This is a genomic window from Amycolatopsis sp. NPDC102389 (assembly GCF_044765885.1).
Lineage (GTDB): Bacteria > Actinomycetota > Actinomycetes > Mycobacteriales > Pseudonocardiaceae > Amycolatopsis.
This window is the reverse complement of the sequence record NZ_JBIWKX010000002.1, coordinates 165,608-188,690: the sequence shown is the minus strand read 5'-3', so window position 1 is coordinate 188,690 and position 23,083 is coordinate 165,608. Positions and strand designations below refer to the sequence as shown.

16 protein-coding genes are annotated in these 23,083 nt (G+C 68.6%); 5 read left to right on the top strand and 11 right to left on the bottom strand.

Translation table 11 applies throughout. The features are described 5' to 3' along the window. The 4 genes from ACIRGA_RS02695 (at nucleotide 1) to ACIRGA_RS02680 (ending at nucleotide 5,406) form a co-directional block, all read left to right on the top strand. The gene (locus ACIRGA_RS02695; RefSeq protein WP_400935949.1) at nucleotides 1-1,317 is read left to right on the top strand and encodes a glutamate-1-semialdehyde 2,1-aminomutase; all 1,317 of its coding nucleotides are present in this window, start codon (nucleotides 1-3) and stop codon (nucleotides 1,315-1,317) included. Further along, nucleotides 1,314-2,813 (top strand): right-handed parallel beta-helix repeat-containing protein, encoded by a 1,500-nt coding sequence (locus ACIRGA_RS02690; RefSeq protein ID WP_400935947.1) that lies wholly within the window; start codon nucleotides 1,314-1,316, stop codon nucleotides 2,811-2,813. The genes ACIRGA_RS02695 and ACIRGA_RS02690 overlap by 4 nt, the downstream gene beginning before the upstream one ends. Nucleotides 2,814-2,868: 55 nt before the next feature. Further along, entirely contained in the window at nucleotides 2,869-4,305 is a 1,437-nt protein-coding gene (locus ACIRGA_RS02685; RefSeq protein WP_400935945.1) for a right-handed parallel beta-helix repeat-containing protein, read from the top strand. A 552-nt stretch (nucleotides 4,306-4,857) separates the two neighbouring features. Further along, nucleotides 4,858-5,406 carry a hypothetical protein gene (locus tag ACIRGA_RS02680; protein WP_400935943.1) on the top strand — a complete coding sequence of 183 codons (549 nt, stop codon included), beginning with the start codon at nucleotides 4,858-4,860 and terminating at the stop codon, nucleotides 5,404-5,406. Here the strand turns inward: ACIRGA_RS02680 and ACIRGA_RS02675 are convergent. The 11 genes from ACIRGA_RS02675 to ACIRGA_RS02625 form a co-directional block, all read right to left on the bottom strand. After that, a complete protein-coding gene (locus tag ACIRGA_RS02675) occupies nucleotides 5,390-6,025 on the bottom strand; it encodes a phosphatase PAP2 family protein (protein ID WP_400935941.1) in 636 nt (211 codons plus the stop codon). The genes ACIRGA_RS02680 and ACIRGA_RS02675 overlap by 17 nt on opposite strands. Beyond that, a complete protein-coding gene (locus ACIRGA_RS02670) occupies nucleotides 6,022-7,203 on the bottom strand; it encodes a glycosyltransferase family 4 protein (protein ID WP_400935939.1) in 1,182 nt (393 codons plus the stop codon). Before ACIRGA_RS02670 ends, ACIRGA_RS02675 begins: the two co-directional genes overlap by 4 nt. Beyond that, complete coding sequence (locus ACIRGA_RS02665; RefSeq protein WP_400935937.1) at nucleotides 7,200-8,417, bottom strand: O-antigen ligase family protein; 1,218 nt, start codon at nucleotides 8,415-8,417, stop codon at nucleotides 7,200-7,202. Before ACIRGA_RS02665 ends, ACIRGA_RS02670 begins: the two co-directional genes overlap by 4 nt. Before the next feature lies 1 nt (nucleotide 8,418). Continuing rightward, on the bottom strand, nucleotides 8,419-9,936 hold the full coding sequence (locus ACIRGA_RS02660) for a right-handed parallel beta-helix repeat-containing protein (protein ID WP_400935935.1): 1,518 nt from the start codon (nucleotides 9,934-9,936) through the stop codon (nucleotides 8,419-8,421). Further along, a complete protein-coding gene (locus tag ACIRGA_RS02655; protein WP_400935933.1) occupies nucleotides 9,933-11,879 on the bottom strand; it encodes an alginate lyase family protein in 1,947 nt (648 codons plus the stop codon). Before ACIRGA_RS02655 ends, ACIRGA_RS02660 begins: the two co-directional genes overlap by 4 nt. Then, entirely contained in the window at nucleotides 11,879-14,059 is a 2,181-nt protein-coding gene (locus ACIRGA_RS02650) for a bi-domain-containing oxidoreductase (protein ID WP_400935931.1), read from the bottom strand. The genes ACIRGA_RS02655 and ACIRGA_RS02650 overlap by 1 nt, the downstream gene beginning before the upstream one ends. A gap of 15 nt (nucleotides 14,060-14,074) precedes the next feature. Further along, nucleotides 14,075-15,970: an asparagine synthase (glutamine-hydrolyzing) gene (gene asnB, locus ACIRGA_RS02645; protein ID WP_400935929.1), complete on the bottom strand. Its 1,896-nt coding sequence runs from the start codon at nucleotides 15,968-15,970 to the stop codon at nucleotides 14,075-14,077. A gap of 15 nt (nucleotides 15,971-15,985) precedes the next feature. Beyond that, nucleotides 15,986-17,641: a Wzz/FepE/Etk N-terminal domain-containing protein gene (locus ACIRGA_RS02640; RefSeq protein WP_400935927.1), complete on the bottom strand. Its 1,656-nt coding sequence runs from the start codon at nucleotides 17,639-17,641 to the stop codon at nucleotides 15,986-15,988. Further along, a complete protein-coding gene (locus ACIRGA_RS02635) occupies nucleotides 17,638-18,918 on the bottom strand; it encodes an exopolysaccharide biosynthesis protein (protein WP_400935925.1) in 1,281 nt (426 codons plus the stop codon). The genes ACIRGA_RS02640 and ACIRGA_RS02635 overlap by 4 nt, the downstream gene beginning before the upstream one ends. A 139-nt stretch (nucleotides 18,919-19,057) precedes the next feature. After that, nucleotides 19,058-20,245, bottom strand: a complete 1,188-nt coding sequence (locus ACIRGA_RS02630; protein WP_400935923.1) for a glycosyltransferase family 4 protein — start codon at nucleotides 20,243-20,245, stop codon at nucleotides 19,058-19,060. Next, nucleotides 20,226-21,542, bottom strand: coding sequence for a nucleotide sugar dehydrogenase (locus ACIRGA_RS02625; protein ID WP_400935921.1), 1,317 nt, complete (start codon nucleotides 21,540-21,542; stop codon nucleotides 20,226-20,228). Before ACIRGA_RS02625 ends, ACIRGA_RS02630 begins: the two co-directional genes overlap by 20 nt. A 417-nt stretch (nucleotides 21,543-21,959) precedes the next feature. Between ACIRGA_RS02625 and ACIRGA_RS02620 the strand changes: the two genes are divergently transcribed. After that, a complete protein-coding gene (locus ACIRGA_RS02620) occupies nucleotides 21,960-22,958 on the top strand; it encodes a hypothetical protein (RefSeq protein WP_400935919.1) in 999 nt (332 codons plus the stop codon). The last annotated feature ends 125 nt before the right edge of the window (nucleotides 22,959-23,083 follow it).

The window sequence follows — 23,083 nt, the reverse complement described above, 5'->3', positions numbered from 1 at the left end:
ATGACCCGCCATCTCCCCCGATCCATGCGGGCCAACGAACGCCTCCACGCGATGATCCCCGGCGGGGCGCACACCTACGCCAAGGGCGACGACCAGTACCCGGAGAACTTGGCACCGGTCATCTCGCACGGGCTCGGCTCGCATGTCTGGGACGTCGACGGGCACGAATACATCGAGTACGGCTCGGGGCTGCGCGCGGTCAGCCTCGGGCACGTGCACCCGCGAGTGAGCGAAGCCGCCCACCGCGAGATCGACCGGGGCACCAACTTCGCCCGTCCGTCCATTGTGGAGGAACGCGCGGCGACGAAGTTCCTCGAAACCGTGCCGACCGCAGAGATGGTCAAATTCGCCAAGAACGGCTCGGACGCCACCACGGCCGCGGTCAAACTCGCCAGGGCGGCCACCGGCAGGCCACTGGTGGCGATCTGCGGCGATCACGCGTTCTTCTCCATCGACGACTGGTTCATCGGCACCACGCCGATGTCGACGGGGATCCCGGACGGGATCACCGATCTCACCGTCTCGTTCCCCTACGGCGACCTTCCGGCGGCGGAACGGTTGCTGCGGGAGAACGCCGGCCGGGTCGCCTGCCTGATCCTGGAACCGGCCACCCAGCTCGAACCGCCCGCCGGGTACCTCGTCGGCCTGCGGGAACTCGCCGACCGGTACGGCTGCGTCCTGATCTTCGACGAGATGATCACCGGTTTCCGCTGGTCCGAGAAGGGCGCGCAGGGTCTCTACGGCGTCACGCCGGACCTCTCGACGTTCGGCAAGGCGCTCGGCAACGGGTTCGCCGTCTCGGCGCTGGCAGGCAAACGCGAGCTGATGGAACTCGGCGGCCTGCGCACCGCCAAGGAGCGCGTCTTCCTGCTGTCCACCACGCACGGCGCCGAAACGCATTCGCTGGCCGCCGCGATCGCGGTCATGGAGACCTACACCGAAGAAGGCATCGCCGCGCGGCTGCACGCGCTCGGCGACCGGCTCGCCGCCGGGATCCGCGAAGCCGCGGCCTCGGCGGGAGTCGAGGAACACGTCGTCTTGCGCGGCCGGGCGAGCAATCTCGTCTTCGGCACGCTCGACGCCGAGAAGAAACCGTCGCAGGACTACCGAACGTTGTTCCTGCGGCAACTGGTCACGGGCGGGGTCCTCGGACCGTCGTTCGTGGTCAGCAGCGCGTTGTCCGAAGCAGACATCGACCGGACGGTCGAAGTGGTCTCGCAGGCATGCCTCGTGTACCGCAAAGCGCTCGACGCGGATGATCCGGCGCCGTGGCTGGGTGGCCGTCCGGTGAAGCCGGTATTTCGGAGAAGGGTATGAGTTCAGGGATCGCAGACCGCTCGACCGGCACGCGGGTGCTCTGCGCCGCGTTGTCCGTACTACTGCTCCAGGTCGCCGTTGTGCACACAGCGGTGGCGTCCGAAGAGCCGACTCGAGGGGTGTGCGGCACGACCGTCGGCGTCCCTTCCGCCCCGGAAGGCGCCCAGGTCGTCGATCCAGGCACCGATCTGACCGACCGGACCCGGTTCAGCCCGCCGGGGACCACGTTCTGGCTGTCACCGGGCGAGCACACGCTGAGCCCCGACCAGTTCGGCCAGGTGATGCCCAAGGACGGCAACGTCTACCTCGGCGCACCCGGCGCCGTGCTCAACGGACGCGGGATCAACCGCGCGGCCTTCACCACCTCGGCCAAGGACGTGGTGATCCGCGGGCTGACCATCCGCGGCTTCGTCGCCGAACGCGACCAAGGCGTGGTCAATCACGATTCCGGCGACCACTGGACCATCGAAGGCAACGTCATCGAGGACAACGACGCCGCCGGGATGATGACCGGGACCGGCCAGCGGGTGATCGGGAACTGCCTGCGGAACAACGGGCAGTACGGCATCAACGCCTACCGGTTCGGCGCCGGGCTGGCCGACCTGGTGATCCAGGGCAACGAGATCACCGGGAACAACACCGGCGACTGGGAGACGAAGATCCCGGGCTGCGGCTGCAGCGGCGGGGCCAAGTTCTGGTCCGTCAACGGTGCCGACATCACCGGCAACTGGGTCCACCACAACCACGGTGTCGGGCTCTGGGCCGACACGAACAACAACGACTTCCTCATCGAAGACAACCTGATCGAGGACAACGACTCCGAGGGCCTGTTCTACGAGATCTCCTACAACCTGGACCTGATCGGGAACACGTTCAGGCGGAACGCGCTGGTGCAAGGCCGGAAACGGGCCGCGAAGGGCGACAACTTCCCGGTCGCCGCGGTGTATCTCAGCGAATCGGGCGGCGAGCCCAGACTGCCCGCCCGCACCGGCCGGATCGACATCCGCGGCAACATGTTCTCCGACAACTGGTCGGGGATCACGCTGTGGGAGAACGCCGACCGCTTCTGCAACAGCCCGGCCAACACCTCGACGCTCTCGTGTACGGCGCTGGTCTCCCCGACGTCCTCCTGCTCCGACCCGGGCATCGCGACCGAGCCGCTGTACAGCGACTGCCGCTGGAAGACGCAGCACGTTTCGGTGCACGAGAACACCTTCGAGTTCGACTCGTCGCTGGAAGGTTGTCTCGACCTGTGCGGGCGGATGGCGGTGCTCTCGAACTACGGGACCTTCCCGGCCTGGTCTCCCTACAAGGGACAGACGATCTCGGAGGCGATCACCTTCCGGCAGGACAACCGGTGGTACGACAACCAGTACTACGGTCCGTGGACGTTCGTCGCCCACGACACGTCGCGGCGGCTGACCGCGGCGCAGTGGCAGGCGTCGCCCTACCTGCAGGACACGTGCAGCGGCTTCGGAGAGACGGTGACCTGCTGAAGGTTCACCTGTAAGTGTCCATCTGGGACGGTCGATACCGGATTACCGTTCCAGTATGCCCGCGTTCCTCGTTGTACTGCTGCTGCTCGCGACAGGAGTCGTCCCGGCTTCGACGGCTCCTGTCGCGGCCTGCGCCGCGGGGCCGGTGAGCCCGGGGAAACCGGACGGCGCCGTGGTCGTCTCGCCGGGGACGGACCTTTCCGCGAAGACCCGCGAACTCCCGGCCGGCACGACATTCTGGCTGACCGAGGGCAAGCACACGCTGGACCCGGACGAGTTCGGACAGATCATCCCCAAGGACGGCAACGCCTACCTCGGCGCGCCCGGTGCCGTGCTGGACGGTGGCGGCGTCAACCGTTACGCGTTCACCCAGCAGGCGCGCGACGTCGTCATCCGCGGCCTCACGATCCGCGGTTTCGCGGCGCCGCGCGATCAAGGCGTGGTCAACCACGACTCGGGCGAACACTGGACCATCGAAGGCAACACGATCGAGGACAACCGCGGCGCCGCGATGATGGCGGGACCGCGTCAGGAGATCCTCCGGAACTGCCTGCGGAACAACGGGCAGTACGGCATCAACGCCTACCGGGCGGGCGACGGCATCACCGGGCTGCTCGTCGAGGGCAACGAGATCACCGGGAACAACACCGACGACTGGGAAACGAAGGAACCCGGCTGCGGCTGCAGCGGCGGCGCGAAATTCTGGGCGGTGAACGGCGCCGACGTCCGCGGCAACTGGGTCCACCACAACCACGGCGCCGGGCTGTGGGCGGACACGAACAACAACGACTTCCTCATCGAGGACAACCTGATCGAGGACAACGAGGCGGAGGCGTTGTTCTACGAGATCTCCTACAACGTCGTGGTCCGCGGGAACACCTTCCGGCGGAACACGCTCGTGCAAGGCCGGGCTTTCGCCGCTCGCGGGGACGATTTCCCGGTCGGGACGGTGTACATCTCGGAATCCGGCGGTGAGCCGCGTGTCCCTGCCCGGACTTCGCTGGTGGAGATCGTCGACAACGTCTTCGAGGACAACTGGTCCGGAATCACCCTGTGGGAGAATGCCGACCGCTTCTGCAACAGCCCGGCGAACACTTCTTCCGGCTCTTGCACGCTTCTCGTTCCTTCGGTCTCTTCCTGTTCCGCTCCCGGGATCTCATCGCGTCCGTTGTACGACGACTGCCGGTGGAAGACGCAGCGGGTTTCGATTCACGGCAACAAGTTCTCCCACGGGTCTTCCTGCTCAGGATATTGCGGGCGGATGGCGCTCTTGGCGAACTTCGGGACTTTTCCGGAGTGGTCGCCTTATCGGGGTTCGTCCGTTTCGGACGCTGTCACGTTCCGGCAGGGGAATCGGTGGTACGACAACGCTTACTCGGGTGAGTGGCGGTTCGTTGTTCATGACACATCGCGGACGGTGGGGGTTTCGGAGTGGCAGGGGGATCCTTACTCGCAGGATGCTTGTAGTTCTTTTGGGGATGGTGGGTGCTGAGTGGAGAGCAGTGGGGACCTCCCGCGACGATGTAGGAATTGGGACGTTGAGTGTCCCAATTCCTACATCGTCGCCACCTTTTCGACGTGAGAGGGACTTTCGCGCCACCCGAGAGCGGAAATTGTCGGTGGCGAGGCGCACGATGATCCGGTGCGACGAGGAACCTGGACTACCGATCCCCTGCTCACCGCCCCGGGTCATCCGGAGGTGGTCCGCGCGACCGATCTCGAACAGATCGGAGTGCCACGACGGACCATCTCTCGCCGATGCGCGGCGGGCGGGCCCTGGCAGACGCTCCTGCCCGGAGTCGTGCTGCTGAGCAGCGGCCCACCGAACGATGAGCATCGCGTCCGCGCCGCACTCCTCCATGCCCGTCGAGACGCGGTGCTCACCGGCGTTTGGGCACTCCGCCGACACGGTCTGGAAAGGGTTCCTCAGCAGGAGGAAATCCATGTCCTCATCCCGGCGAACCGCGGTGTGACCGATGCCGGGTTCGCCCGCATAGAGCGGACTCACCGCCTTCCACGCCCCCACTTCCGGGGAGATCTCCCGGTGGCGCCCGTCCCCCGAGCCGTCATCGACGCCGCCGGAAGACTCACCGGCGAAGACGAGATCCAGGCGATGATGGCCGAGTCCGTCCAACGCCGCTTCTGCACCACCGAAATGCTCACCTGCGAACTGGACCAAGCCGGCCGCACCGGAACCGCCCTGCCCCGGAAAGCCCTGGCCCCGCTCCTCGCCGGAGCGAGATCCGTCGCGGAGGCCGACGCTTGGCGGCTCTGGCGAAGATCCGGCCTCCCGCCCGGACACTGGAACGTCCCGATCTTCGACGCGAACGGGAACTACATCGCCACCCCGGACTTCTGGTGCGACGAGTGCGCCTTCGCCTGGGAGATCGATTCCTACCGCCACCACGCCGGCCTCGACGGCCATCGCACCACCGTCGCGCGCAACGCGCGTTATGTCGCGGCGGGGATCGTCGTGCTCCAGACGTTGCCGTCCCGGCTGCGCACCGAGCCGGCACAAGTCGAGCGCGAGCTGCAAGCCGCCTTCCGGACGGCGCAGGCCCGGCCGAGACCGAACGTCAAGCGGGCCGCATGAGCCGGTCCACCACCCAGCCCACCACCGGCACCACCGCGACAGCGACCCCGAACCCCCCGAAGGTGTCCGTCGGATAGTGCGCCCCCAGCGCCACCTCGGCCCACCCCATCGCAAGCCCCGCGAACGCGTCCAGCCCCACCAGCACCGCGACAGAGCCGCCAGTCCCGAGGCCCCGGACATCGATCACCAGCAGCGCGACAACGGTCGCGACGGTCACCGCGAAGGCCGTATGCCCGCTTGGATAAGAGAGGAACTCACCATGGATCAGACGGCCGGTCAAGGGTTTCAGTCCCGAGGTCAGCGCCACCGTCACCGCGCTGGCGGCCAGCATCAGGATCGCCGTACGCGATCGCCGGTGCCGCAGGCACAGCCAGCCGAACAGCGCGATCACCACCACCGCGCCCACCGGTTCGCCCGCGAAGTCGATGGCGGTCGCCAGGTACCAGAGCGGGCCCTCGACACGGTCGACGACGGGGAGCACGAGCGCGTCCAGTCCGGCGGTGTGCGAGGTCCCGGCGTAGCGCAAGCCGAGGACGAGGGCGACGACGAAGCCGAAGACGCCCAGTGTCCAGAGCGGGATCCGCGCCCGTGGCGGGACCGCGGGCGGACCGGTGATCACGCGTCGATCGCGGCCTGGTAGCCGCCGATGAGCCGTTCGAGACCGACCTTCGGGGTGAACTCCTGCTCGTACACCAGCCGGGCCGCCCAGCCCATCTCCTGGTTTCGTTCGGCGTCGCCGACGATCTCGCGCAACCGGTCCGCCAGCGACTCGGGGTCCCCGGGTTCGTGCAGCAGGCCGGTGACGCCGTCTTCGACGAGTTCGCGGAAGGCGCCGTGCGCGGCGGCGACGGTGGGGACACCGGCGGCCATCGCCTCGACCACGACCAGCCCGAACGCTTCCAGCCAGTCCGACGGGGCGATGACGGCGTTCGAGCGGACGATCAGGTCTTGACACTCCACTTTGGACTGAAGGCCGACGTAGCGGACGTCGTCCCGGCCGTGGGCCCAGCGCGCGACCTCGTCCTGCATCGGGCCGGTGCCGGCGATCACCAGCGGCGGCACCGGGCCGCCCGCCGCGACGAGCCGGTCCCAAGCCTTCATCAGCAGGCCGATGCCCTTTTCCTCGGTGATCCGGCCGAGGAACAGCAGGTGCTCCCCCGCGCCCTTGCGCGTCTTGCCCGGGTCGGTGACGTAGTTGTACTTCACCGCGAGCCGCTCGGCGGGCATCCCGCCGGCGATCAGGATCTCGCGTTGCGCCCGCGAAATGCAGAAGAACCGCGAAACGCCGGTCCACCAGCGGTTGCGGTTCAGCACCATGCTCGCCGCCATCGGCACGGTGGCGAGCCCCGAGCCGCGGTAGCACCCGTGCCGCACCGCCGGGATCGGCTTGCGGCCCACGCAGTCGGTGCAGATGTAGCCCTCGCGGTACAGCGTGCCGGGCGGGCAGATCTGGGTGTAGTTGTGCAAGGTCGCGACCGTCGGGACCCCGGCGTCCGTGCACGCGGCCAGCACGGACGGCGAAAGCAGCGGGAACGTGTTGTGGATGTGCACGACGTCCGGCCGGTCGTCGGCCAGGCGCCTGGCCAGTTCCGCGCGCACCGCCCGGTTCCACGGCACCCGCAGCGGGACGACGGCCTTGCGCGGCAAGGACATCTCCGCGATGTCGTCGCTGCGCCGCTCGAACAGGCCGACTTCGTGCCCGGCCTCGGCCAGCAGCGCGGTCTCCTGGTCGACGACGTTGTTCTCCCCGCTCGGCTGCTCGGATCGGTACCGATTGTGGATCACGAGGACCTTCACACAGTCTCCTTGAGAAACTCCGGGTTCTCGGCGGGCACACGCACCAGCAGCGACGCGGCCAAGGCCAGGTGCAGCAGGTACGGCGACGCGTCGCCGAGGCCCGCCTCGGTGTAGGAGGCGGAAAGACAGTAGGTGATCAGGAAGATCGCGCAGGCCCTGGCCGGCGACGGCGGCCGCAATACCGCGACCACCACCAGCACGAGCAGGAACGCGGCCACGATCGCGATCCCGACATAGCCCTGTTCGTGGTACACGGCGAGCCAGCTGCTGTCGATCGGGAGCCCGTCGTAAGACTTGTCGGTCAGCCCGACACCGAACAGGTACTCGAGCGTCGTCCGCGGCGCGTCGAGCAGCGCGTCCCACACCTTCGCGCGGCCGGTGAGGCTGGAGAAGTTCTCCTCGGACTGGCCCCGCAGGAACCAGGTCTGCAGCAGTCCGCCGAGCGCCGCCACGCAGAACACCCCGCCGAGGACCAGCCCGGTGAACACCTTGCGCGCGCGGGCGCTGGACATCCACTGCGACATCAGCGCGACCACGGTCCCGGCCACCAGGCCGAGCATCGCGGTCCGGGTGTGGGTCAGCAGCAGGATCGCGAACGACGGCACGATGACGACCAGCGCGTTCCGCCGCTCCAGTTTCCCGCCGAGCCACAGCAGGGTCGTGAGCCCGATGACGATGGCCGCGTACTGGCCGACCTGCGGCGGGGTCAGCGGCCAGAGCGTCCCGGTGAGCCGTCCGCCGTATTCGAACGGCATCGCCTTGCCCGGGCTCAGCGCGAGCCCGATCACCACGGTCACCAGCACCACGCCGTAAGCGCGGATATGGGTGCGGACCAGGTCGAGGCCGCCGTTCCACCAGCGGGTCAGCAACCACAACGTGCTGAGGAAGAGCCCGAACCGGAAGCAGCGGAACAGCGCGCCGTAGCCGCCTTCCAGGTTCAGGCTCGCGACCACGCTCAGCACCAGCAGCACCGTGAGCAGGAAGAGATACGCGCTCGGCCTGATCCGCAGCCTGGCGTTCAGCGCGAGCGCGATCAGGAACGCGGTGCCCAGCGCGCCCATGGTGATCAGCTGGCTGACGGACCTCGGCAGCGGGATGACCGTCTTCGCCCCTGTCGAGCCCAGCGTGTTGATGATCAGCAGCGTCCAGGCGATGCCGACCGCCTTGGGCGTGCTCCGGATCGCCGCCGCCGGACGGACCGCGGATTCGAGCATGTCAGCCACCTCCCGCACGGGTCAGTTTGCTGCCCTGGTCCTGTTTGTACGGCGCGCCCTGCCACTCGCCGAAGCCGAGGACGCGGCTCGGCTCGAACGCGACGAAGTTCCAGGGCCCGGAGTAGACGTTGTCGTAGAACCGGTTGCCCTGGTGGAACGTGATCGCCTGCTGGACGACCTCGCCCTTGTACGGCGACCACTCCGGGTACGTGCCGAAGTTCGCGAGCATCGCCATCCGCGCGCAGCTCTCTTCACAGCCGGCGACGGCCGGGTCGAGCACGAACCGGTTGTGGTGGATCTCGACGCGCTGGGTCTTCCACCGGCAGTCGGCGTTCAACCCGCCCGCCGCGATCGCGGGCTGCGCGCATTTCGCCTGCTCGGGCACCAGCCGTGTGCAGGACCCGGACGAGGTGTTGGCCGGGCTGTTGCAGAACCGGTCGGAGTTCTCCCACAGGGTGACGCCGTTCCAGTTGTTCTCGAACGTGTTCCCGGAGATCTCCAGTTTGTCCGTCCGCGCCTTCACCCTCGGCTCGCCGCCGGATTCGGACACGTAGATCGACGCGACCGGGAAGCTGTCGCCGCGGTCGATGTAGCGCTTGCCGTCCACCGCGTTGTTGCGGCGGATGGTGTTCCCCGCGATGACGGCGTTGTAGCTGGTCTCGTACATCAGCGCCGCGCCGTCGTTGTTCTCGATGACGTTGGCCTCGATGCGGAAGTCGTTGTTGTTCGTGTCGGCCCACAAGCCGACGCCGCGGTTGTCGTGCACCCAGTTGCCGGTGATGTCGGCGCCGTCGACCGACCAGAACTTGATCCCGCCGGAGCAGCCGCAGCCGTCGATCTTGGCTTCCCAGTCACCGGTGTTGTTGCCGGTGATCTCGTTGCCGTCGACGACGAGACCGGTGATCCGGTTGTCCTGCGCGTAGGCGTTCATCCCGTATTGCCCGTTGCGCCGCAGGCAGTTCCCGCGGACCTGTTGCCGCGCGCCCGCCATCAGCGCCGCGCCGTCGTTGTCCTGGACGGTGCTGTGCTCGATGACCCATCCGTCGGCCGAGTCGTGGTTGACCACGCCTTCGTCGTGCGGCGCGGCGAAACCCTGGACGGTCAGGGTGCGGATCTTGACGTCGGCGGCGTTCCCGGAGAAGGCGTATTGGTTGATCTTTCGGCCGTCGAGGATCGCCTTCGGTCCGCCGATGTAGACGTTGCCCGGCTTCGGGTTGACCTGGTCGTAGCGGTCGTCGCCGAGTTTGTGCGTCCCCGGCGCCAGCCAGAACGTCGTCCCGGCCGGGTTCGAACGGGTCTTCGTGGCGAGGTCGCCCTGCACCGCCGGGTCGATCTTCACCGCTCCCGCCGGCGCTTCGGCCGGGCCCTCCGGCAGCTTGTCGCACACCTGCGCGGAGGGTGGCGGCTTGGCCGGATCCGGTCCCGGTTCCTCGACCGGGGTCGTGCAGGCGGTGAGCGTCAATGAGCCGAGCAGCACCAGAAGCGCTGCCCGGCGGAGGCGGTGCGGTCGTGCGATCACAATGGAGGGTCCTCGTTACCTGATTCGAAGGTGAGCACGCTGGTGAACGTGGCACCGTCGGCGACGGTTCCGCCACCGAGCAGGGTCCACGCGGGCTCGCGACGGCCGAACCCGGCCGAATACCAGCCCATCGGCGGCGTGGTCTCGCCGCGATGCGCCGACCAGGTGAGCTCCGGTGGGAGCTCGAACGAAGCCGACCTGTCCCGGCCGTCGACCGTCCACGACAGGACGGCCCTGCTCCCGGCCAAGACGACCTCGACGGCGGGTCCGAGGTGGAACGCGAGGCGGCAGAGCTGTGCCTCGCCGCCTCGAACCTCGTCGAGAATCCTCAGGTCAGTGCCGTCCAGCTCCACCGAACGCCGGTGCACGGACGGTGCGTAGCCGTCGTGTTCCGCGCTCCAGCGCGACGGCGTTCCCGCCGCGATCACGGTGGTCACCGCGTGTTTCGTCCACAGGAACGGCCCGCCGGAAACGGACTGGTCGGCGCGGGAGAGTTCCAGCGTGTTGTGCCCTGCCGTGGACCGGAAGTACGACCGCCACTTCGGTTCGCCGTGGTAGCAGTAGGTTCCCGGGTCGGCGAGGAGGTCGACGCCGTCGTGCCGGACCTCCACCGAGAGCGCGTCCGCGTGCGCGTGGGCGGCGATGGACAGGAAGCCGTGCGGCCCGCCGTCGCACCGGCACCAGATTTCGCCGTCCCGCAGGATCGTCATTCCCGCGTCGGCGAAATCGTCCCGCCGCCGCACCGGGCGCCGCGCCTCGACCGGGATGTCCTTGGCCAGCGCGGAAAAGAGCTGCGTGCGGACGTCACCACCCGGTGTCTCCGGCCACCAGTCCAACCGTCCGAAAAGGACGGATCCGGTGTCGATCAGCGACGCCCAGCGGCTCGTCTCGGCACCGTCGACGATGAGACCGAAGCCGTCGTCCGCGTCGCCTTGCCGCGGCGGCCTCAGCCGATTGTCCACAATGGACGCCAGTGCGTCGGTCATCCGGAGCAGCACGAGCCAGGTCGACTCGGGCACCGCGACACCGGCGGCCTTCGCCTCCAGCGCCCCGGCGAGCCCCAGCTCCAGGACGAGCCCGTGGTACTCGGTGGCGAGTTCCCGGTTGAGGCCGGAGTCGAAGGTGTTGTGCCGCAGCATCTTGTCCAGCGACGCCAGCGCCGAATCCCGCCACCGGGCGGATTCCGGGAACCAGGCGAACGCGCAAGCCGCGGCGAGCTGTCCGGCGTCCTCGGCGATCACATGGTTGTTCGCCGAGGAACCCCGGCTCGGGAACGCGGCCAGCCAGCGCTGGTGGTGCCAGATCTGGTTGAGCGCCACGGGGTTGTCCTCGAACAGCGCCGGCGCTTGCGCCCAGCCGTCGAGCAGCCGCCGGACCCACACCCACGACAGCAGCCGGATGCCGAGTTCGATCCCGCTGACCCAGTGCACCCCGCGCATCGGCGGGTTGGCCGCCCACCACGACTTCAGGTGCGCGGCGACGCGTTCGGCGTACCGGTCCTCGCCGGTCAGAGCGTACGCGGCGGCCAGCACGGTGAGGTGCTGATGCCGCGACGGCTCCCAGATCTGCTTGATGTCGCCGACGGTCTCCTCGCTCCGGTACGGGATGTCGAAGGAGTACACATCGGACGGTGCGCGGCGCCCGGTCTTCGGGTCGTGCGACCAGTCCGGGTCGACGAGGTCGTCCCGCTCGACGCCGAAATACTCGGCGCGCCCGTCCATCAGCCGGTCGGCGGTGACGAGCAGATCCTTCACCGCTTCACCGGATACGGCGGAGAGGACGTCTTCACCGGGCACCGTCGCGAATCGCCGGTCCGGCAGCCAAGCCGGCGTCTCGCTCGCGACCCCGCGCCACTGGCGTTTGCGCACGACGTCGGTGACGCGGCCCGCGACCTCGGCGGGCCCCATCCTCGACAGTCTTCGCAGGTACCAGGACGGATCCATCAGCCCAGCCCCTCCTTGGCGTTGATCCGCACCGGAGCACCGGTCTCCAGGCTGCGGTTCACCGCGAGCGTGGCCAGCGTCGTCGAAACGAGCGACTCGACCGACACCGGCATCGAAACGCCGGTCGTCAGCGTGTTCACGAACGCTTCGAGCTCGGCGGCCTGGCCCTTGTCCCGCCCCTTGGGGATGCGGGAGCTGGCCCACTTCTTGCGGCCGAACACCGACGCGCGCGCGAAGTCGTCGAACTTCAGCACCTTGCCGTCGGCGGTGACGTCGATCGTTTCCTTGGGGAACGCCGACGAACCGCTGGTGGTGTACGCGATCGACGCGGTCGAGCCGTCCGGGTAGCGCAGCAGGATCTGCAGGTCCTGGTGGCCGGGGGTCGCGGTGGCGTACACGGACACCGGGTCGGAGCCGAGCAGCCAGCTGACCGTGTCGATGAAGTGGCCGCCCTCGCCCGCGAAACGCGAACCCTCGCTGTCGGCCTGGTTGTACCAGCTGCCGGCGTCGAGCTGACCGGCGTTGACCAGGTACCGCACGGAGGCCGGGCCGATCCGCGGTCCGAAGTGGAGCATCGACTCGTTCAGCAGCGGCGCGAACCGGCGGTTGAACCCGACCTGCAGCCGGTCGTTGCCGGATTCCTCGATCGCGCCGAGGACGACCTCGAGTTCCTTCTCCGACAGCGCGAGCGGCTTCTCGACGAACACGGCCTTGCCCGCGAGCAGCGCGCGCCGGGTCAGCTCGGCGTGCGAGCTGTGCCGGGTCACGATGAACACGGCGTCGATCGAGGAGTCTTCGAGCATCGTGTCGAGATCGGTGGTGGCTCGGGCGAAGCCGAACTTGCGCTTGGCGTTCGCGCCGGAGAGCGCGGAGGTGGTGACGACTTCGTAGAGGTCGATGTACTCCATCTCCGCGAGATGCGGGAGGAGCATCGAGGACGCGTAGTTGCCGGCGCCGATGAAGCCGATCCGCAAGCTGCCGGGCTTCGGCACCGCCCGGACCGACGCGGTCTTCGGCATGGTGACCGCGGCGACCTGCTCGGTGACGGCGACCGGGCGCTTCTCGTACTCGAACAGCACCGCGACGGCTTTGAGCTCGCCCTCGTTCAGCTTCCGATACGTCTCGACGGCGTCGGAGAAGGCCGAGACGTGCGAGATCAACGGCTCGACGTCGAGGCGGCCGCTGCCCATCAGGTCGACGACGCATTCGAGGTTGCGGCGCTCGGTCCAGCGGACCTGGCCGATCGGGTAGTCGCGGCCTTCGAGTTCGTACTCCGGGTCGTAGCGGCCGGGGCCGTACGAGCGGGAGAACCGGACGTCGAGTTCCTTTTCGTAGTAGGCGTTCCACGGCAGGTTCAGCGAGCATTTGCCGATGTCGATCACCCGGCCGCGGTCGCGGGCCAGCTTCGCGGCCAGCTCCACCGGCTCGTTCGTGCTGCCGCCCGCGGCGAGGTACACCTGGTCGACGCCGTGCCCGGAGCTGATCTCCGCGACCGCGGTGTCGATGACGCCGGAGCCGGGATCACCGCATTTCAGCGCACCGAGCCGTTCGGCGATCGCGCACCGCGCCGGGTCCGGGTCGACGCCGACCACGCGGACCCCGGAGGCGACCAGCAACTGCACGACCAGCTGGCCGATCAGGCCGAGCCCGATGACCAGCGCGATGTCGCCGATCTGCGGTTCGCCCTGGCGGACGCCCTGCATCGCGATCGAGCCGACCGTGCCGAACGCGGCGTGCCGCGGGTCGACGCCGTCGGGCACCTTCGAGTAGAGGTTCTTGGGCACCCAGTTCAGTTCCGCGTGCAGCGCGTGCTCGTTCCCCGCGCACGCCACGTAGTCCCCGACGGCGACGTCGTCGATGCCCGCGCCGACCTCTTCGACCACGCCGCACAGCGAGTACCCCAGCGGCGTGTACGAGTCGAGCTTGTTCATGGCCTTGCGGTAGGTGGCGCCCAGCCCGTTCGCCGCGACGCTCTGCATCACCTTCGCGACCTGATCCGGCCGCGCCTTCGCCTTGCCCACCAGGGAAAGGCTCGCCTCGGACACCTTCATCATCTCGGTACCGGTGGAGATCAGCGAATAGGCGGTGCGGACCAGCACACCTCCCGGTTTGCACGCGGGCACTTCGACGTCGAGGAGTGCCAGCTCCCCGCTCTTGTAGTTCTGCACTACCTGCTTCACGTCGCTCCTCAGCGATCAGGTGGTCCGGGCCGCGACGGCGCCGCGATACCAGTACTCGAGGGTCAAGATGTGCCAGAGATGCTTGGACCGGTCCTGCTGCCCGGACGCGTCTTCGTCGACGAGCCGTTGCAGGGCCTCCCGGCGGAGGAACCCGGCCTTCACCAATTCACCTTCGTTCGTCACCTCGCGCACCAGCGGCGCGAGGTCGCGGCTCATCCAAGCCCGCAGCGGCGCGCTGAACAGCCCCTTCGGCCGGTGCACGATCTCGGCGGGAAGGATGGACAGCGCCGCTTCCTTGAGCGCCATCTTCCCTTGGCGCTTCACGATTTTCTTGTCGCCAGGGATCCGGAACGCGGCCTTCACGACCTCGATGTCGACGAACGGCGTCCGCACCTCGGTGGACGCGGCCATGCTGGACCGGTCGGTGTAGGCGAGGTTGAGCCCGGGCAGGAACAGCCGGGAATCGGCGAGGCACATGCGGTTCACGAAGTCCGACAACGTGTTGTCGTGGTAGGTGTCCGCGTGTTCGGTGATCACGTCGTCCACCGCGCCCGCGAGATCCGGGTTCAGCAGGCCGACGAGTTCGGCCTGGTCGTACATCGTGTAGCTGCGCCGGAACGCGGTCTCCTCGGGCAGCTCCGCGAACGAGAGGAATCGCTTGGCGAACCGGACGGAACGGAACCCACGCTTCGACGTCGCCACCGGCAGTCTGTCCACAAGGGACTCCACGGGCCTTCGCACGAGACCCGGAACCCGTTGGTACTGCACGGCGAGCGTGTTCGCGAGGTGTTTGCGGTATCCGGCGAACAGCTCGTCGGCGCCCATGCCCGAAAGCATCACCTTGACACCGGCCTCACGGGCGGCGGTGCAGATCAGGTAGCTGTTGATCGCCGCCGGGTCGCCGATCGGCTCGTCGAGGTGATACGTCATCCGCGGCAGCAGATCCAGCACCTGCGGCGCGATCTCGATCTCGTGCAGGTCGACGCCGAACTTCGCGGCCACCTTCTTCGCGTACATCAGGTCGTCCGGCATGGCCTCGAACTTCGCGTCCTCGGCGCGGAAACCGATGGTGTACGCGGAGATCCCCGGCCGCTCGCGGGCGGCGATCGCGGTCAGGTAGCTGGAGTCGAGCCCGCCGGAGAGGAACGTCGCGACCGGCACATCCGAGATCAGGTGCTTGCGCGTCGAGTCCTCGATGACGGCGTTGAGGTCGAACTCGCCCTCATAGGCCGCGCCCTCTTCGGCGACCTGGCGCAGCGACCAGAACGTGCCACGCTCGACGTCGCCGTTCGGCCGGAACCGCGCCCAGCTGCCCGGCGGCAGCTTCTCGGCCTCGCGGAACGCGCAGCGGCCGTCCGGGACCCAGTAGTAGAGCAGGGAGGCGACGAGCGCGGTGTCGTCGACCGTCAGCGAGCCGCCCAGTTCGGCGGCCAGCGCCTTCAGCTCGGACGCGAACGCGACGCCCTTGCCGCGGCGCACCAGGAAGAGCGGCTTGATGCCGAGCTGGTCTCGCACCAAGGTCAAGGCGCCGGAACGCTCGTCGAAGACACCGAACGCGAACATGCCGCGAAGCCGGTGCAGGCCGTCGGTGCCCCACTTCCGCCAGGCTTCCAGCAGGACCTCGGTGTCGGACGTGCCACGGAAGCGCACACCGGCGGCTTCGAGTTCCTTCCGCAGTTCCGGCGCGTTGTACAGCTCGCCGTTGTAGGTGAGCGCGAGCCCGTCCTTGACCATCGGCTGCGCACCGGTCTCGGTCAGGTCGACGATCGACAGGCGCCGATGTCCTAAGTGGACTTCGCCGTGATCGTACCTGCCGGAACCGTCCGGGCCCCGGTGCGCGAGTGTCTTGGTGAGCCGATCGGTGAGCGGTCCCCCGTCCGGCCAGGAATAGGCCCCTGCGATACCGCACATCTGCTTTCGCTCCCCCTACAAGGCTTCGGCGTTGTCCGGTGACACAGGCGAGAATCGTTTGGTCGGCTGATCGGCGTTGTCGTGCTCTTCCGGCCGCTTGTACGGCGTCGGATGCCGCCGCCCGTTCTTCTTCTCCCGGGGGAACATCTCGACCGGTTTCGGCGCGGGCCCGTGGACCCGCTCGACCGGCATCCGCCGCATCGGTGAGGTCTTCCGCTCGGGCACCGGACGGCTTTCGGGCACCGGCCTGCTCTCCGGCACGGCACCGGCGCGACCGCGCAACGCGGTGTGCAGGCCGTCCCACAGCGTCCCGTCGGTGTGGTCGCGCGGATCCGGGTCCACCACGACGACGCCGATGATCGGGATCCGCCGGTCCGCCAGCTGACGGGCGACGGTGTGCAGCCATTCGGTGTTCGCGTACCCGGTGCGCACGACGAGGATCGTCTCCTCGCCGAGGAATTCGAGGTCGGTCCACGCCGTGCCGGGCTCGATCGAGCCGACGCCGATACGCCGTTCCTTCGCCGCCACCGGGATGTCGCCGCGGTCCAGCACCGTGATCGGGCCTTCGCCCGCCAGCTCGCGGAGGTTCGTCTTCGGCAGGTCGTCGACGAGCGAGACCGGCCCCTTCTCGGCCAGCTCGCGCGCCATGTCGACGGCGAGCGCGGCGGTGATCTGACGGGCGCCGAGGTCGAGCAGCGACACCGAACCGCCCTCCGGCCGGACCGCGCGGACCAGCGTCGCCGCGACCCGCTGCCGCCCGGTCGCCGCGCGCGACGACCGCAGGAACCGCGGCGGCTTGGACAGCTGCGCGATCACGGAGGCGCCGAGGTGCTGCGAGATCTCGCGGCGCAGCACCGGCCGGTCCTTCACCACGCTCGTGATGGCCGCGAGCCCCAGTCCGACGAGCAACCCCAGCGCGAAGCCGATCCCGGCGTCCGTGGCGAGGGTCTTGAGCAGCGAATGCGGCAGGATCCGCGGCGCGTCCACGATCTGCGTGCCGGCGGCGACCTTCGGCGTGCCGATACCCGCCTCCTGCGCGCGGCCGTCGTAGTCGGAGATCTTGGACGTCAGCTCGGCGCGGCGCGAGTACAGCCGTTCCAGCTGAGCGGGGTTGGCGTTGCGCCCCTTGGCCTCTTCGGTGACGATCGACGCTTCGATCGGGGTGAGCTCGTTCTGCGCCTGGTTGCGCTGGTCGAGCAGGGCCTTCTGCTGCGCGGCCGCGGCCGCCTGGTTGCGGCCGATGTACTCGGCGATGAAGGCGTCGGAGATCGCCTGCGCGCGGGCCAGCGCCTCGTCCTTGGTCTTGCCCTTGACCGTCAGCTGGAGGACGTTGTTCGTCAGGCCGAGCCCGTCGTAATCCTTGAGGAATTCCTCCGGCGCCTGGGTGCTGTTGAGCTTCTTGAGCGCCTCGCCCGCGGTCTTCGTCGTCTTGAGCACGGCGACGTCGGTCCGCATCAGGGTTCCGCTGTCGGTCGGCGAGTCGTCGGGGTGGATCACGAGGATCTGCGCGACCGCGGTCGGCGGCGACGGCAGGAGCATCGCGACCAGCCCGCCGGCGATCAGCCCCAGCAGGGCGGTGGCGACCCACAGCCGACGTCGTCTCCGTACCGAGACGACCAGCCGCTGCAGGTCGACGAGCGGCTCGGACTTCGCTTTTTCGGCGCTGGTCACGCTGTACCTGCCAGTGCTTCGTGGTCGGACGGGGCGGGCGTGCCGGGCCGGGTGCGAGCGGGCCGGACCGGCCGGATCAGCACGGTGCCCACCATGGCGAGACCGGCGTCGGCGATGGCTTCGGAGATCCCGACCAGCTCCCACGCGGACCGGGCACCGAGGCTCGTCACGACGAGGACGCCTTCCGCGTCGGTGTCCGCGACGACGGGCCGTGCCGGGGACACCGTCACGACGGTGAACCACCTCTCGGAGAGGGCGGCGAGCCGTTCGGCGGCCGCCTGGCCGGTGGGATCGCCGCCGGCGGCGACCACGAGCAGCCGGCGGCGCGGCAGCCGGGAGATCAGGCGCCGGTACAAGACGTCGGAGTCGATCTCGTCGGCGAAGACGTCGACCCGCGGGACGTTCCACGGCCGGTCGTCACGGAGGAGCTTGGCCCGCAAGGTGGTGTCGCTCGGCGGTTGTTCGACGGCGTCGAAGGTGGCCAGCACCGGGCTGCCGATCGCCGCGGCGATCTCCTCCTCGTCCCGCGGCCGCCGGTCGGTGCGGGCGGTGAAGAGGTGGCCGAACAGGCCGATGAAGAAGAACAGCGCCGCGCCGCCCAGAGCGAGCTGCGGGAGGGTGGGCGCGGCCGCCGACGACGGCAGTTCGGCCGAGCCGAGGACGACCATGTTGCCGAGGCCGCTGGCGGTGTCGGCCGCGTTCAAACTGGACATCGCCGACTCGATCGTCGAGCGCAGGCCCTGCAGTTCGGTGCGGAGCTGGACGCTCTCGACGGTCGTCTTGCCTTCGTTGACCTTCGCGGAGAGGTCGCTGATGCGCTGGTTCGTCTGCGTGACCTGCTGCCGCAGCGTCTCGCGGCGTTCCTGCGCCAGCTGGACCGCCGCGTCCCCGGAACCGGCGATGATCTGCGTCGAGTACTTCACGAACTCGCTCGCGAGCTGATCGGCCATCCGCTGCGCCTGTTCGGCAGTGTCACCGGTCGCCTCGATGGTGATGACATTGCCCTGCGCGACCGACGTGGCCACCTTGGCCCGCAGATCGGCGCCGGTCTGCCCGTCGCCGAGCCCGGCGGCGGCCCGGTCGAGCACGACCGAACTGGTCGCCACCTCGGCCTGGGTGAGCAGCTCGTCCGCCTCGCGCGGGCCCTGCAGCAGCACGCTGGACGTCGTCCGGTAGCCGGGGGAAAGGATCACCGACGATCCCGCGCCGACCAGGGCGCCGAGGAGGGCGAGGACCACCAGGGTCCGCCACCTCCCGCGCAGAACCTGTCCGATCATGGACAGGCGCACCGTGTCGTCAGTCAAAGCCGGGGTCTCCCATCGGTGCGTGCGGGTGCAGCATCAATCCCGTCGGAGTGACCGCGGTGTTGGTTACAGGATCGCCGGAGTCTTGTTCAAAACGCGACCGGGAAGCCGATCAACGGACGGCGGCCGCATAGGCCGCGAGCAGGGCTTTCTGGGAGTTCTCCCACGAGAGCGGCCCGGCGACGCGCGCCCGGCCCAGCTCACCCATCCTCGCTCGCTCGTCCGGCGAATCGAGCAGATGCGCGATCAGCTTCGCGAACTCCGGCTCGTCGTTGGCCGGCGCGTAAAGCGCGGCCTCGCCCGCCGAAACCCGCGCCTCCCGCAGTTCGAAGGAGACGATCGGACGGCTCATCGCCATGTACTCCATGATCTTGTTCATGGTCGACACGTCGTTGAGCGGATTCAGCGGATCCGGCGAAAGGCAGACGTCGGCCGAGGACAGGTAGCGCAGCAGGTCCTCGTCGGGGATCCGGCCGGTGAACTCGACCTGGTCGTCGAGCTTCAGTTCCTTGGACAACGCCACCATGGCGTCGAAGGCGTCACCGGAACCGATGAACACGGCGTGCCAGTCGGCGCGGCCGACCTCGTCACGCAGCGACGCGAGCGCGCGCAACGCGTAGTCGACGCCGTCCTGCGGGCCCATCACGCCGAGGTACGCCAGCAGATGCGGCTTGCCCTTCTTCAGTTCCGGCTCGGCCGGGACCATGTGGAACCGCTCGACCACGGGCGCGCTGCGCACGACGAAGACGTCGTCCGGCGACTTGCCGCCGCGCTTCACAGCGACGTCCTTGTAGCTCTCGTTGGTCGCGATGACGACGTCGGCCGTCTTGTAGGTGCGGCGCTCCAGGGCGCAGACCGCGCGGTACAGGAAATCCTCGCCGCGGTCGAAGCGCGAGAGGTACAGCTCAGGACAGAGGTCGTGCTGGTCGAAGATGAACTTCGCGCCCTGGCGCTTGAGGTACAGCGCGACGAGGAACAGCATGTCCGGCGGATTGCAGGCGTGCACGACGTCGACGCGGCCGACCTTGCGGGCCAGGCGAAGCGTGTGCCACAGCGCCGATCCGTACTCCTGGACGTACCCGGCCGGACCACCGGTGGCGGCCTTCAGCGGGTACCGCAGGATGTGGACGCCGTCGATGGTGACCTCGGCTTCGGTGTCCCGTTTCGTCCCTTGTGGACAGATGACGTGGACTTCCCAGCCGGCGTCGCGAAGGGTCTGGCATTCCTGCCAGACGCGGCGATCGAAGGGGACGGAAAGGTTCTCGACGAGGATGAGAGCTTTACCAGGCAAGACCGACATATCCCTCTTCAGCCCGGCGCTCGGCGGCGTCGGGTACGCGGACGAGATCGATGATGGTGTGGCCGCCGCCCGCGGGGAGCGCCGCGAGGACCTCCGGGTCCGTGCAGCCGATGAGGCAGACCTCGGCGTGGTCGACGACCTCGCCGATGGAGCCGGCCAGCAGCTGGCCGAGATGCGGCAGCCTGCCCTCGATGTACTCGCGGTTCGCGCCCATCAGCCGCGAAAGGCTGACGTTGGCGTCGTAGATGCGGAGGTCGTAACCCTTGCCGAGCAGCCGCTCCGCGAGCTCGACGAGCGGGCTCTCGCGAAGGTCGTCGGTGCCGGGTTTGAACGACAGGCCGAACAGTCCGATCTTGCGTTTTCCGGTGCGCGCGACCAGTTCGAAGGCACGCTGGAGGTGTTCGTCGTTGGAGGGCAGCACGTGCGAGAGGATCGGGACGGCGACGTCCGCGCGGTGCGCGGCGTAGACCAGGCCGCGCAGATCCTTGGGGAGGCACGAGCCGCCGAAGGCGAACCCGGGGCGGAGGTAGGCGGGGCTGATGTTGAGCTTGCGGTCGGCGAGGAAGACATCGATCACCTGGTGCGAGTCGAGCCCCAGCGCACGGCAGATCGCGCCGAGCTCGTTCGCGAAGCCGATCTTGAGCCCGTGGAAGGAATTGTCGGCGTACTTCGTCATCTCGGCGACCGGGATCGCGACGCGGAAGACCTCGCCGGGAAGCCCTTCGTACAGCGCCGCGACGACGTCGCCACTGGCCTCGTCGAGCTGGCCGATGACGGTCTTGGGCGGGTCGAAGAAGTCCTTGACGCTGCTTCCCTCGCGCAGGAACTCGGGGTTCACCGCGACCCCGAAGTCGACGCCGGCGGTGCGGCCGGACGCCTTCTCGAGGATGGGGACGAGCAGGTCCAGGCAGGTGCCCGGCAGCATGGTGCTGCGGAAGACGACGGTGTGCCGGGTGGCTTTTTCCCTGAGCGCTTCGCCGATTTCCTCGGCCACGCGCTCCAGGAACGCCGTCGACAGGCTGCCGTTCGGCGAGGACGGGGTACCGACGCAGATGAGGGAGACTTCGCTGTCCGCGATCGCCTGTCTTACGTCGGTGGTCGCTCTCAGCCTGCCCTGGGCGACGACTTCCGCGGTCAGTTCCCCGATCCGCTCTTCGACCACCGGCGCCTTGCCACTGGAGACGAGGTCGATCTTCACCGGGTTCACGTCGACCCCGACGACCTCGTGCCCGCGTCCGGCCAGGCACGCCGCCGACACGCAACCGACGTAACCGAGCCCGAAGACACTGATCTTCATGACGAATTCCTCCAGCCGCATTCCGCTGCCCGTTGGTCGGCCGGAGGACCGGGTTCGTTACCGGTGTCCTGCGTTCGCCTGCTTTTGGCGGAATGCCTGTGCGGCAAGGGAATCACTCATCGCTCGCGGGACACGAAACGCTACAGGGGACGCGTAACGATCTCGTGAGTGTTCATGCTGCGGTGAAGCATGGGTCGGGGTGGGGGGGGGGGGGGGGGGGGGGGGGGGGGGGGGGGGGGGGGGGGGGGGGGGGGCGCGGCGCCCCCCCCCCCCCCCCCCCCCCCCCCCCCCCCCCCCCCCCCCCCCCCCCCCCCCCCCCCGACCCAGTTATCCACAGCCGCCGCTTCTCTCCACCTGTTTATCCACAGATTCACTCCATGCCCGCCATGACCGTCATCGGACGGCGATCTTGGGAAGGTGCCTACTCACAGCCGCTGGTCCGAGGCCTCGATCCCGGCCGAACAACGCCCGAGCTGGCCCGTACTCCTGGCGGAACAGCATGGAATCGTCAACACCCGGCAACTTCGCGCCTATGGCCATACGGTGGCCGATATCGAAGCCAACCTGGAGGCTGGACGCTGGCAACGGGTGCTACCGCGCGTTTATGCGATGTTCACCGGCGCACTCTCCAGGTCCGCCAAGATCCACGCCGCACTGAAGTACGGCGGCGGCCACGCCATCTTGAGTCATCGCACCGCCGCCGAAGAATGGGGGCTCCTGCCGGTCATCGAAGGCCCGGTCGAGATCACGGTTCCGTACACGTTTTCAGCTGTCTCGTGCCCACCGCTGGTCATCGTGCACCGCTCGCGCGCCTTGCCTCATATCGCGACCGGAACAGCGCCGCCCCGGACCCGCCTGACGGACACGATCGTCGACCTGGCCACCTCGCAGAGAACCCCGAAACTGGCCACCACCACGGTGGTCGATCTTGCCAGTCGCAGCAAAGTCTCCTTGCGAGCGATGGAGGAATGCGTATTTCTCAGACCCCCGTTCCGCTACCGGCCCGCCATCCGGCACGGCCTCGCGCTTCTCGGCGGAGGACTCATGTCAGCACTGGAGGTGGAATACAAGGAAGCGGTCGAAGACGCACACGGTCTCCCGCAAGGCAGCCGGCAAACACCTTTCGAGGTGAAGGGAAAGACCCTCTGGGAAGACGTCACCTATGACTCGCACGGTGCCCCGGCGACGGTCAGGCTCGACGGCCGGGCCACTCACGCGATGGCGGACGTGGCCTTCCGTGACCGGGAACGGGACAACGCGGCGGAACTCGCCGGCCGGGCGCGCCTCGTCTACGGCTGGAACGACGTGCGGAATTCCCCGTGCGACGTCGCCGCGGAGGTCCGCACCGTCCTTGTCCGAGAGGGCTGGGACCCGACCGGTAGCCGCGCCGGCACGTGCCAGAGGTGCGGCATGTGAGCGATGCCGGCGCGGCACCCGTGGGGGGGGGTTGTGGGGGGGGGGGGGGTGGGGGGGTTTTAACCAAAACACCCCCAACCCCCCCCCCCCCCACCCCCAAAAAAAAAAACAAACAAAAAAACCCC